This window comes from Nocardioides sp. P4_G4 (assembly GCF_056401085.1).
The window spans coordinates 25,316-36,957 of sequence record NZ_JBFUKA010000047.1 but is presented as its reverse complement, the minus strand read 5'-3'; the positions used below and the strand labels follow the sequence as shown (position 1 = coordinate 36,957).

Here is an 11,642-nt window from a genome sequence, read left to right as displayed (position 1 = left end):
ACGACCCGGACGCCCTCAGGCGGCGAGCTGCTTKCCGACCTTCTTCTTGACCTTGACCAGCTTGCGCTTCTTGACGGTGTAGCCCTCGGGCAGGGTGCCCTCCTTGAGCATCCGCAGCGGGCAGCGGTTGCACTTCGTCCGGGAGACGCAGCACTCCTTCTTCGGGAGCCTGGCGACCTTGCCGGCCTTCTTGCCCTTGGACTTGCCCATGCCGGCACCCTACACGCGGGTGAGGCAAGCCTTACCTGAGTGTTGCCGACATCTCACGCGGGCCCGGCGACCATCCGCCAGCCCTCGTCGTCGCCCTCGAGGGCCAGGTGCGCGCCGCCCGGCAGCGCCAGGTCGTGCCCCGTCTCGCGCGGCCGGTCGAGCAGGACCGGCACCGTCACCATGATGGCGCCGCCGTGGCTGACCACCAGGACCCCCTCGCCGCGGTGGGCGTCGCGGACCTCGTCCAGCACGCCGGAGACACGGGCGGCGATCCCGGCCACGGCCTCGCCGCCGGGGATCCTCGCCGCGTCGTCCCCGGCCACCCAGGCCTCGAAGACCGGGCGGAGCGCGGCGGACTCACTCGCGTCGGTGCCGGCCAGCGCACCGACGCCGTACTCCCTCAGGTCCTCGCGGACGACGACGTCGACGCCCAGGACGCCCGCCGCGATCTCGGCGGTCTGCACGGCCCGCGAGAGCGGGCTGCACCACACGCGAGCGATGCGCTCGCCCAGGAGCCGCTCGCCGAGCGCCCGGGCCTGGGCACGTCCGGTCGCGCTGAGCGACCCGCCGTCGTCGGTGACCAGGTCCGTCTCGTGGTCGGCCTCGCCGTGACGGGCGAGGAAGACCCGGGTGGGGCACTGGAGATCGCTCATGGCGTCACGCTAGCCCCGCCCGGTCGGCACGTACGTTGGACGACATGCGCAGAGTGGAGCCCGAGGTCCCCGGTCCCGGCCAGGAGTCCGTGTGGGACTACCCCCGTCCCCCGCGGGTCGAGACCAGCAAGGAGACCGTCGAGATCCGGCTCGGCGGCGAGGTCGTCGCCCGCACCACGTCGTCGCTGCGCGTGCTGGAGACGAGCCACCCCCCGGCCTACTACCTGCCACGCGACGCGTTCGCCCCCGGCGTGCTGCGGCCGGTCGAGGGCACCACCTTCTGCGAGTGGAAGGGCGTGGCGACGTACTTCGACCTCGTCACCGACACCGCCACCGCCCGGCGGGCCGCCTGGACGTACGCCGACCCCACGCGCGGCTTCGAGGCGATCCGCGACCACCTGTCGGTGATGCCCGGGCAGGTCGAGGCGTGCCTCGTCGACGACGAGCTCGTGCGCGCCCAGGAGGGCGGCTTCTACGGCGGCTGGATCACCGACCGCGTCGTCGGCCCCTTCAAGGGCGGGCCCGGCAGCCACGGCTGGTGACCGCCGGGAGCACGCCGGTCAGACGAGGCCGTTGGCCTTCCTGATCACCTCGACGATGCCGCCCATGATCTCGGTCAGACCGAAGTCCTTGGGCGTGTAGACCGCCGCGACCCCGAGCTCGACGAGCCGCCTGCCGTCGGACTCGGGGATGATCCCGCCGACGATCACGGGCACGTCCTCGAGCCCCGCCGCGCGGAGGCCGTCGAGCACGTCGGGGACCAGCTCCATGTGCGATCCGGACAGGATCGAGAGCCCGACGCAGTGCACGTCCTCGGCGACGGCGGCCGCGACGATCTGGTCCGGGGTGAGGCGGATCCCCTGGTAGATCACCTCGAAGCCGGCGTCGCGAGCGCGCACGGCGACCTGCTCGGCACCGTTGGAGTGGCCGTCGAGACCGGGCTTGCCGACCAGCAGGCGCAGGCGGCCGCCGAGCTCCTCGCCCGTCGTACGCACCCGCTCGCGGACCGCGGCCAGCTCGGCGCCGGCCTCGGCCACGCCCACGGCACCGCTCACGCCGGTCGGGGCGCGGAACTCGCCGAAGACCTCGCGCAGCGTGCCGGCCCACTCCCCCGTGGTGGCGCCCGCCCGCGCCGCGGCGAGCGTGGCGTGCATGAGGTTCGTGTCGGTCTTGGCGTCGGCGGCCAGCCTCGTGAGCGCGTCCGAGACCGCGACCTCGTCGCGCTGGTCCTTCCAGGCCGCGACGGAGTCGAGCGCGGACTGCTCGGCGGCAGGGTCGGCGGCCATGATGGCCTCGTCGAGGTTGGCGGTGAGCGGCGACGGCTCGGTGGTGTCGAACTTGTTGACCCCCACGATGATCTCGTCGCCGTTCTCGATCCGCGCGCGCCGGGCGGCGTGGGCGCTGACCAGGGCCTGCTTCATGTAGCCGGCCTCGACGGCCGCGATGGCGCCGCCCATGGCCTGCACGCGGTCGATCTCGGTCCTGGCGCTGTCCACGAGCTCGGCGACCTTGGCCGCGATCACGTGCGAGCCGTCGAAGATGTCCTCGTACTCGAGCAGGTCGGACTCGAAGGCCAGCACCTGCTGCAGGCGCAGCGACCACTGCTGGTCCCACGGCCGCGGGAGGCCGAGGGCCTCGTTCCACGCGGGGAGCTGTACGGCGCGGGCGCGGGCGTTCTTGGACAGCGTCACGCCCAGCATCTCCAGCACGATGCGCTGGACGTTGTTCTCCGGCTGGGCCTCGGTGAGGCCGAGGGAGTTGACCTGGACGCCGTAGCGGAAGCGGCGCATCTTCTCGTCCTGCACGCCGTACCGCTCCCGGGTGATCTCGTCCCACAGCTGCACGAAGGCCCGCATCTTGCAGGTCTCCTCGACGAAGCGGACGCCGGCGTTGACGAAGAACGAGATGCGGCCGACGACCTTGTCGAAGTCCGCCTCGTCGACCTGCCCCGACGCCTTGACCTGGTCGAGGACGGCGATGGCGGTGCACAGCGCGTAGGCCAGCTCCTGGGTCGGCGTCGCGCCGGCCTCCTGGAGGTGGTAGCTGCAGATGTTGATCGGGTTCCATTGGGGGATCTCGTGGACGGTGTAGGCGATCATGTCGCTGATCAGGCGCAGCGAGTGCTCCGGCGGGAAGACGTAGGTCCCGCGGGAGAGGTACTCCTTGATGATGTCGTTCTGGGTCGTGCCGGCGAGCTGGTGGGCGACCGCGCTGCGCTCCTCGGCGCTCGAGTCGGCGGTCAGGCCGTTCTGCTCCTCGGCGGCGACCTGGTACATCGCGAGCAGCCACATGGCGGTCGCGTTGATCGTCATCGAGGTGTTCATCCCGGTCAGCGGGATGTCGTCGAAGAGCTTGCGCATCTCGCCGAGGTGCGGGACCGGCACCCCCACCTTGCCCACCTCGCCGCGGCTGAGCGGCGAGTCCGGGTCGTAGCCGGTCTGCGTGGGCAGGTCGAAGGCGACCGAGAGACCGGTCTGGCCCTTGGCCAGGTTGGTCCGGTACAACGCGTTGGACGCCGCGGCCGTGGAGTGACCGGCGTACGTGCGCATCACCCACGGTCGGTCCTTGGCGGGGCGGGCCGCCTCGGGCGCGGCCGACGGGACCTGGGCCTCGGAGTCAGTCATGGGGCCAATGTAGGCCCGTGGTTACCGGTGAGTCACCGATTGGAAATGTGAGCAACCCCACCCACCCGGCGTCGATCAGGCCGAGGCGACCGAGCGCTCGACCTCGATGGCCCGGGCCAGCCGGGTCAGGTGCATCATCCGACGCACCGAGGGGCCGCAGTTGCGCACGGTGAGGTGGTGGCCGTTCAGCCAGGCCTGGCGGGTCGCGACGGCGAGCACGCGCAGGGCGGTGGCGTCGATGTTCTCCACGTCGCCCAGATCGACCACGATGTCCTCGTCGAGGCCCTCGAGGTGGTCGTAGATGGCGGTCCGGACCTCCCACGTGCTCCGCACGTCGAAGTCACCGTGCAACATCAGGACGGGTCCGTCCGTGGTGATGTCCATCGATGTCTCCCCCTCTGTCGGTGCCGCCGGCACTCCCAGACTGTGACGTGGCACTCACTATGACGCAGTTGTACCCGACTTGGTTGCACCGACACCTCCCCTTTTGAGGTGGCGGCCTGACTAGGCTCGTCGCATGGTCAACCTCACCCGCATCTACACCCGCACCGGCGACGCCGGCACCACCCGACTCGGCGACATGAGCGAGACCTCCAAGACCGACTCGCGGCTGCACGCGTACGCCGACGTGGACGAGGCCGGCGCCCACCTCGGGCTCGCACTGGCCCTCGGCGACCTCGACGCCGACGTGGTCGCGGTGCTCACCCACGTGCAGAACGACCTCTTCGACGTGGGCGCCGACCTGTGCACCCCGGTCGTCCCCGACCCCGAGTACCCGCCGCTGCGCATCGAGCAGGACTACGTCGACCGGCTCGAGGCCTGGTGCGACCACTACAACGAGCAGCTGCCCAACCTGCGCTCGTTCATCCTCAACGGCGGCACGTCCGGCGCGGCCCACCTGCACGTCGCGCGCACCGTCGTACGACGTGCGGAGCGGTCCGCGTGGGCGGCCTGGTCCGAGCACGCCGCGTCGATGAACCAGCTGTCCGTCACCTACCTCAACCGGCTCTCCGACCTGCTGTTCATCCTGGCCCGGCACGCGAACCGCGAGCAGGGCGACGTGTTGTGGGTCCCCGGTGGGGAGCGCGGCGCCACGCCCGCTGACGACCGTGGCGACGCAGGCTGAGCCTGTGGACGACGGCTGCGGGATGTCGGCGCCGGGTGTCACGATGACGGGGCCATGGAGATCCGCGACGCCCTGACCGATGACTACCTCGCCCGGTTCTTCGACCCGGGCACCCTGGCTCGCGCCCACGGCTACCTCGACGAGGTCTTCGACCTGGCGGCCGTGCACGAGACCTCCACCAGCCTGACCGCCACCGCGGAGGTGTGGGGCAGCTCCCCGGCCCCCTACCGGGTGCAGTTCCACGCCGAGGTCAACGAGGCCTCCGACTGGGTGTTCACGGCCTGCTCGTGCCCGGTCGCGCGGCTGTGCAAGCACGGCGCGGCCGTCGCCCTGCGCCTGCGCGGCGCCGCACAGCCACCGCCCGAGCCGGAGTGGCGACAACGCCTGGCTCGGCTCACCGGCGAGCTGGAGAAGCGCGCGCACTCGACGCTGGCCGGGACGGGCCTGGGCCTGGAGGTGTCGCGCCGGCCGGCCAACCGCTGGTCGCGCGGAGCCCCCGGCGACTTCTCGATGCGTCCGGTGCGACCCGGGGCGCGCCGTGGGTGGGTCCGCAGCGGGGCGGAGTGGACGGACCTGTCCGGGCCGGTGGCCACGAGTCGTTTCGTGCCGGCCCAGGTCGAGGCACTCCGGGCGCTGCACCGGGGACTCCTCAGCCGTCACACCTACCTGGTGGCCGGCGCCGCGCCGATGCTCGACGACTACGGCGACCGGCTGGTGCCCGCCCTGCGCGCGGCCGTGGCCGCCGGGGTCGTGCTGGTGCCCGGTCCGGGGGTCGCATCGGTCTCCCTGAGCTCCGCACCGGGACGCCTCGCGGCCGACCTGACGCGTCGCGACGGTGCGGGCGCCTTCGAGGTCTTCGCGGAGGTCGACGAGCGCCGCTGGCGGGGGGACGACATCACCCCCGTCGGCCGACCCGCCACGACGCTGGTGCTGGTCGAGGGCGACGACGTCCTGCTCACCGACCTCGCCGAGCCGCTCCACGACGCCCTGGCCGAGCTCCTGGTGGGACCTCCGGTGGTCGTCGACGCCGACGAGGTGGAGGTGTTCCTCCGTGCCCTGGCGCCGCTGGCCCGACATGTGGAGGTCGTGTCGTCGGACGGCTCCCTCGACGTGCCCGCTCCCCCTCCGCCCCGCCTGCTCGTCACGGTGGCCTGGCACTCCTCGACGCATGCCGGCCTCGACTGGCAGTGGGCGTACGGCGAGGCGCGCTGCCCGTTGTCGTCCACGGAGTCCCTCGCCGGTGTCCGCGACCCGGAGACCGAGCGCGCCGTCCTGACGACGGTCCCCGAGCACCTGGTCGGGGTCACGTCCGTGCACGGCGGCGACGCGCTCTCCCTGGCCCTCCACGACCTCCCCCACCTGGGCTCGCTCGGCGACGTCACGGTGGTCGAGGTCGAGCCACCCGACTTCCGCGAGTCGACCAGCACCCCGGAGATCGCGTTCACCCTGGCCGAGGACCAGCCCGACCACACCGACTGGCTCGACCTCGAGGTCCACGTCAGCATCGACGGCGAGCAGGTGCCGCTTCCGGACGTGCTCGCGGCCGTGACCCGCGACGACGAGTTCCTCGTGCTGCCCAGCGGGCTGTACGTCGCGCTGGACCGCCCGGAGTTCGCCCGGCTGCACGAGGTGGTGGCCGCGGCCGCGCAGCTGCGCGAGGGCGACGAGGACCGGGTCAGCGTCGGGACCACCGACCTGAGCGTGTGGGCCGAGCTCACCGAGCTCGGGGTCGTCGACGCCCAGGCGGCCACCTGGGTGCAACGCGCGCTCGCACTGCGCGACCTGACGGAGATCCCGCAGCCGGCGCCGGTGGGCCTGACCACCACCCTGCGGCCCTACCAGCTGGAGGGGTTCTGGTGGCTGGCGTTCCTCCACCAGCACGGCCTCGGCGGGATCCTGGCCGACGACATGGGCCTCGGCAAGACGCTGCAGGTGCTGGCGCTCGTGCAGCACGCCCGGGCCCGGCTCGGGATCGAGGACCCTTTCCTCGTGGTCGCCCCGACCAGCGTTGTCACCGCCTGGCGCCAGCAGGCCGCGACCCACGCGCCCGGCCTGCGGGTCGGGGTGGTGGCGCGGCGCACCGACGATGTCGCCGCCATCGCACAGGACCACGACGTGGTGGTCACGACCTATGCGCTGCTCCGCCTGGAGCGCGCCCAGTTCACGGCCCGGCGCTGGGGCGGACTCGTGCTCGACGAGGCCCAGCAGGTCAAGAACCACCAGGGCAAGACCTACGCCGCCGCCCGCAGCATCGATGCCGACTTCCGCCTGGCGGTGACCGGCACGCCCTTTGAGAACCGGCTGATGGAGCTGTGGTCGCTGCTGTCGATCACGGCGCCGGGGCTCTACCCCGCGCCCCGGCGCTTCCGCGATGTGGTCGTGGGTCCCGTCGAGAAGGAGGGCGACCAGGCCGCCCTGGACCGGTTCCGCAGGCGCATCAAGCCGTTCCTGCTGCGGCGCACCAAGGAGCTGGTGGCAGCCGACCTCCCACCCAAGCAGGAGCAGGTCCTCGAGGTCGCGCTCGAGTCGAGGCACCGCAAGATCTACGACACCCACCTCGCACGGGAGCGGCAGCGGATCCTCGGGCTCGTCGAGGACTTCGACCGCAACCGGGTCGCCATCTTCAGCGCCCTGACCAAGCTGCGCCAGCTCGCACTGGACCCGGCCCTGGTGGATCCGGAGCACGACCACGTCGGCTCGGCCAAGATCACCCTGCTGGCCGAGCAGCTGGCCGAGGTGACCGCCGAGGGGCACCAGGCGCTGGTGTTCAGCACGTTCACCTCCTTCCTGAGCCGCGTGCGCGAACGCCTCACCGCGGACGGCATCGCGACCGTCTACCTCGACGGCAGCACCCGGGACCGCGAGGCGGTGATCGAGGCGTTCCGCCGTGCCGAGGCGCCGGTCTTCCTGATCAGCCTCAAGGCGGGCGGGGTTGGGCTGACCCTGACCGAGGCGGACTACGTCTACGTGCTGGACCCCTGGTGGAACCCCGCCGCCGAGGCCCAGGCCGTCGACCGGGCGCACCGCATCGGCCAGGACAAGCACGTCCACGTCTACCGGCTCGTCGCCACCGACACCATCGAGGAGAAGGTGATGGCCCTCAAGGCCCGCAAGGCCGAGCTCTTCGCGAGGGTCATCGACGGCGACGCGGCCACGGTGCAGGGGATCAGCGCCGACGACATCCGGGGCCTGTTCGACGATGGCTGACGTCGTCTGGGCCACCCACCCCGTGACCGCCGAGCGCTTCGAGGACTTCGCGGACGTGGTGAACCCGAACCGCCGCAGCACCCACTGCTGGTGCCTGTCCCACCGGTTGCGGGTGCGGAAGATCGAGGAGCTCGGCGCGGGCTCGCGCGAGGACGCGGCCCGGTCCCTGGCCGGCGGACGCACGTCCTTCGGCGTGGTGACCTACCGCGACGCCGTGCCGGTCGGGTGGTGCCACGTGGCCCCGCGGGCCGAGATCCCCCGCCTCGTGCGGTCCCGCCTCATCCGTCCCGTCGACGACGTGGCGGTCTGGAGCATCATCTGCATCGTGGTCCGCAGTGGGCACCGCCGTCAGGGCGTGACCTCACAGCTGATCGAGGGAGCCGTCGCGTACGCCGCCTCCCGCGGCGCCCCCGCCGTCGAGGCCCACCCGGTCGACCCCGACGGGCGGATGGACACCACGATGGCCTTCGTGGGGACTCGGGCGATGTTCGCGCGCTCCGGCTTCGAGGTCGTCGGCCGGACCGAGGCCGTCGCGAGCGGGATGCCGCGGCTCGTCATGCGGCGCACGCTCGCCTGAGCGACGGGCGCGTCCCTCATCCACAGATCCCCTCGGGCCCTTGCCACCAGCAATCTCGGGCGTACAATAGAACACATGTTCGAGTCATTCACGGAGCCTCCCCCGCAGCCGGACCCCGGTCCTGCGGCGCGGGTCCGTGCTCTCGGCGAGCTGCTGTCCGCCATCCAGGTCGCGGGCACCCCGAGCGACGGCATCGACCAGCTCGACGCCCTCGAGCGCCTCAAGTCCGCCGTCTGCGCCCAGCAGGCGCGCATCACCCATACGATCTCCCAGCACCGCGAGGTGCAGGCCGAGGCCCGCCGCATGCTCGAGCCCACGCGCCGCCTGCCCCACCCCGACGCCGGGCTCGGCATCGAGGTCGGCCTCGCCCGCCGCGAGTCACCACACGAGGGGCGCCGCAAGCTCCGCCTCGCCCGCGCCCTGCTCACCGACCTCCCCCACACCCTGGCGGCGCTGGAGCGCGGCGACCTCAACGAACGGCGCGCCGAGATCATCGCCACCGAGTCCGCCGACCTCACGCGCGACCAGCGCCGCGGCCTCGACACCGCCATCAGCCGCGACCTCAACGGGCTCGGCGACGCCGACCTGCGCGACCTGGTGCGGCGCGAGGTGCTGCGACGCGACGAGGAAGGCTGGCTCGCCCGCCACACCCGGGCCCGCACCAAGCGACACGTCCACGCCCGCATCCTCGGTGACGGCATGGGTCAGCTCACCGCGACGCTGCCCGCCATCGACGTCTCGGCGATCATGACCGTCCTCGACACCACCGCGGACAAGGCACGCGCCGGCGGCGACGACCGCACCCGAGGCCAGCTCGTCGCCGACATCCTCGTCCAACGCCTCGGCGGGCCCGACGCCGGCGGCCACCTCGGCACGCCCACCGCGATCGCCCTCAAGGTCGTCGTCAGTGCCGAGACCCTGGTGGGCACCAGCGACGAACCCGGCTACGTCGCCGGCGCCGGCCACGTCCCTGCCAGCGTGGCCCGTCGACTCGCCCAGGACGGAGCCCGGCACCTGCGCTCCACCGTCCAACGGCTCTTCGCCATGCCCGGCACCGGCACCCTCATCGCCACCGAGTCCGCCTCCAGCTACTACCGCCACGGTCTCGCCGACCTCATCGACGTCCGCGACCGCCGCTGCCGCACCCCCTACTGCAACGCCCCCCTCCGCCACCACGACCACGTCGTCCCCCGCGCCGCCGGCGGTCAGACCACCCTCGCCAACGCCCAAGGTCTCTGCGAAGCCTGCAACTACGCCAAGGAGTCACCCGGATGGCGCCACGAGCCGGTCGCGGACCCGCTGGCCGTCACCGAGATCGTGCTGGTCACACCCACCGGGCACGAGCACCGCTCCCGGGCCCCCGACCAACCGGTCACCGGCAGCCACTCCTCCCCCGCAGAGCGCCGTATCCGGGCCCTGTTGCTGCCCCCGGCGGCGTGAGGTCGGCCCGACCCCTCTGAACGGATCCCCCGGCGTGCTTGGATCGGCGTGTGCCGACACCGGACGACATCACCCGCCACCACGACGAGGGCGAGGTCGTCTACGTCGGCTCCTTCCCGACCGGATACACGGTGCGGGTCGAGGAGCCCGACCCCACGTGGCCCGAGCAGTACGCCGCGTGGGAGGCCCGGGTGCTCGATGCGCTCGGCAACCGCGTCCTCGCCATCCAGCACATCGGCTCCACCTCGGTGCCGGGGCTGCCCGCCAAGCCGATCATCGACATCGACCTGTCCGTCGCAGACCCCACCGACGAGACGGCGTACGTCCCCGTCCTCGAGGGGCTCGGCCTCGTGCACTGGATCACCGAGCCCGACTGGCACCAGCACCGCCTCTTCAAGCACCTCGGCGAGACGCGGGTGCACCTGCACGTCTTCGGCCCCGGCTGCCCCGAGATGGTGCGGCACGCAATGTTCCGCGACTGGCTGGTCGCCCACCCGGAGGACCGGACGCTGTACGCCGAGGCCAAGCGCGCCGCCGCCGGGGAGCTCGGAGGGGGCCTTCGCTACAACCACGTCAAGGAGCCGGTCGTCCGCGATATCTACCGGCGGATGTTCCTGGCGGCGGGCCTGCTCGACTGAACCTCAGACGGCCTCGGACGAGACCGGCCGGCGCGCGGCCGGGACGGCGAGCGCCGCGGGGACGAGCAGCACGGCCACCACGAGCAGGGCGTCGAGGGTGCCGACCCGGTCCCCCACGAACCCGAGGAGCGGCGGACCGGCGAGGAACGCGGCGTACCCGATGGTCGAGACGACGCTGACCCGCGCCGCGGCCCTGGCCGGCTCGTCGGCCGCGGCACTCATCCCCACCGGGAAGCCGAGCGAGGCTCCCAGGCCCCAGAGCACGATGCCGAGCACCACGAGCGCCGGGTGTCCGCCCAGGACGATCAGCAGCACGCCGGCGCCGGCGACCGCCATCGTCGACCACAGGACTGCGGTGCGTCCGAACGCGTCGAGCAGGTGGGTGCCGGCGACGCGGCCGAGCGTCATCGCCGCCACGAAGAGACCGAACCCGGCCACGCCGACCGCGTGCGAGACGCCGTACCCGTCCACGAGGGCCACCGCGAGCCAGTCGTTGGCGGTGCCCTCGGTCATCGCGAGCGCCAGCACCATCACCCCGATGAGCAGCGTGCGCGGCTCGAGCCAGGCACGGGCCGCCGGCGTCCGCTCCTCGTGGCCGACCTCCGGGATCGGGAGGAAGGCCCCGGCGCCGCGCCACACGACGGCCGCCGAGAGCAGCACCACCACCACCAGGTGCCATGTGCCCGCCACCCCGAGAGCGACCAGGCCGGCCCCGAGCAGTGCGCCGACGACGGTGCCCAGGCTGAAGCCGGCGTGGAAGCGCGGCATCACGGTGCGGCCCAGGCTGCGCTCGACCTCGGCGCCCTCCACGTTCATCGCCACGTCCCACACGCCGATGCCGATGCCGTAGACGAAGAGCGCGGCACCGGTGACGACCAGCGAGTCACCCAGGGCGAGCCCCGTGGTGCCGAGACCGAGGGCCGCCGCGACGGCACCGGCGCGCAGCACCCGTACCGTGCCCCAGCGACCGATCGCCGCGCCCGTGCTCGGCAGGGCCACGAGCGAGCCCACGGCGATCATCAGCAGCAGTACGCCGAGGCCGCCGTTGCTCAGCCCGAAGCCGTCGCGGGCCTCGGGGATGCGCGAGACCCAGCTGGCGAAGCACAGTCCGTTGAGGAAGAAGGCCAGCCCCACGGCATTGCGGGCGGCGATGACGTCGGGCACGCG

General features: G+C 72.6%; 11 protein-coding genes. 6 read left to right on the top strand and 5 right to left on the bottom strand.

Annotated features, from left to right (window positions below; genetic code table 11):
* Positions 1–15: 15 nt before the first annotated feature.
* Positions 16–210, bottom strand: a complete 195-nt coding sequence (locus AC1DQF_RS12445) for a hypothetical protein (protein WP_477525533.1) — start codon at positions 208–210, stop codon at positions 16–18.
* A 53-nt stretch (positions 211–263) separates the two neighbouring features.
* Complete coding sequence (locus AC1DQF_RS12440) at positions 264–863, bottom strand: histidine phosphatase family protein (RefSeq protein ID WP_477525532.1); 600 nt, start codon at positions 861–863, stop codon at positions 264–266.
* 44 nt (positions 864–907) lie between these two features.
* Here AC1DQF_RS12440 and AC1DQF_RS12435 point away from each other — a divergent pair, with 44 nt between their 5' ends.
* Positions 908–1,405, top strand: a complete 498-nt coding sequence (locus AC1DQF_RS12435; RefSeq protein WP_477525531.1) for a DUF427 domain-containing protein — start codon at positions 908–910, stop codon at positions 1,403–1,405.
* Positions 1,406–1,423: 18 nt separating this feature from the next.
* On the opposite strand, the gene AC1DQF_RS12430 is transcribed toward AC1DQF_RS12435, so the two are convergent.
* Complete coding sequence (locus AC1DQF_RS12430) at positions 1,424–3,487, bottom strand: protein meaA (protein WP_477525530.1); 2,064 nt, start codon at positions 3,485–3,487, stop codon at positions 1,424–1,426.
* Between the two features lie 75 nt (positions 3,488–3,562).
* Complete coding sequence (locus tag AC1DQF_RS12425; protein WP_477525529.1) at positions 3,563–3,871, bottom strand: STAS domain-containing protein; 309 nt, start codon at positions 3,869–3,871, stop codon at positions 3,563–3,565.
* A 133-nt stretch (positions 3,872–4,004) separates the two neighbouring features.
* Between AC1DQF_RS12425 and AC1DQF_RS12420 the strand changes: the two genes are divergently transcribed.
* The 5 genes from AC1DQF_RS12420 (at position 4,005) to AC1DQF_RS12400 (ending at position 10,475) form a co-directional block, all read left to right on the top strand.
* A complete protein-coding gene (locus AC1DQF_RS12420; protein WP_477525528.1) occupies positions 4,005–4,613 on the top strand; it encodes a cob(I)yrinic acid a,c-diamide adenosyltransferase in 609 nt (202 codons plus the stop codon).
* A gap of 54 nt (positions 4,614–4,667) precedes the next feature.
* A complete protein-coding gene (locus AC1DQF_RS12415; RefSeq protein WP_477525527.1) occupies positions 4,668–7,820 on the top strand; it encodes an SNF2-related protein in 3,153 nt (1,050 codons plus the stop codon).
* Positions 7,813–8,397, top strand: coding sequence for a GNAT family N-acetyltransferase (locus AC1DQF_RS12410; RefSeq protein ID WP_477525526.1), 585 nt, complete (start codon positions 7,813–7,815; stop codon positions 8,395–8,397). The genes AC1DQF_RS12415 and AC1DQF_RS12410 overlap by 8 nt, the downstream gene beginning before the upstream one ends.
* Before the next feature lie 75 nt (positions 8,398–8,472).
* A complete protein-coding gene (locus AC1DQF_RS12405) occupies positions 8,473–9,837 on the top strand; it encodes an HNH endonuclease (RefSeq protein ID WP_477525525.1) in 1,365 nt (454 codons plus the stop codon).
* 50 nt (positions 9,838–9,887) lie between these two features.
* Complete coding sequence (locus tag AC1DQF_RS12400) at positions 9,888–10,475, top strand: GrpB family protein (protein WP_477525524.1); 588 nt, start codon at positions 9,888–9,890, stop codon at positions 10,473–10,475.
* Between the two features lie 3 nt (positions 10,476–10,478).
* Here AC1DQF_RS12400 and AC1DQF_RS12395 read toward each other — a convergent pair whose 3' ends face one another.
* Positions 10,479–11,639: an MFS transporter gene (locus AC1DQF_RS12395; RefSeq protein WP_477525523.1), complete on the bottom strand. Its 1,161-nt coding sequence runs from the start codon at positions 11,637–11,639 to the stop codon at positions 10,479–10,481.
* Positions 11,640–11,642 lie beyond the last annotated feature (3 nt).

What these genes read in the sequence shown, in the direction of transcription:
- AC1DQF_RS12440 (WP_477525532.1), bottom strand. Translation starts at nt 863, where the DNA reads ATGAGCGATCTCCAGTGCCCCACCCGGGTCTTCCTCGCCCGTCACGGC.
- AC1DQF_RS12435 (WP_477525531.1), top strand. Translation starts at nt 908, where the DNA reads ATGCGCAGAGTGGAGCCCGAGGTCCCCGGTCCCGGCCAGGAGTCCGTG.
- AC1DQF_RS12430 (WP_477525530.1), bottom strand. Translation starts at nt 3,487, where the DNA reads ATGACTGACTCCGAGGCCCAGGTCCCGTCGGCCGCGCCCGAGGCGGCC.
- AC1DQF_RS12425 (WP_477525529.1), bottom strand. Translation starts at nt 3,871, where the DNA reads ATGGACATCACCACGGACGGACCCGTCCTGATGTTGCACGGTGACTTC.
- AC1DQF_RS12420 (WP_477525528.1), top strand. Translation starts at nt 4,005, where the DNA reads ATGGTCAACCTCACCCGCATCTACACCCGCACCGGCGACGCCGGCACC.
- AC1DQF_RS12415 (WP_477525527.1), top strand. Translation starts at nt 4,668, where the DNA reads ATGGAGATCCGCGACGCCCTGACCGATGACTACCTCGCCCGGTTCTTC.
- AC1DQF_RS12410 (WP_477525526.1), top strand. Translation starts at nt 7,813, where the DNA reads ATGGCTGACGTCGTCTGGGCCACCCACCCCGTGACCGCCGAGCGCTTC.
- AC1DQF_RS12405 (WP_477525525.1), top strand. Translation starts at nt 8,473, where the DNA reads ATGTTCGAGTCATTCACGGAGCCTCCCCCGCAGCCGGACCCCGGTCCT.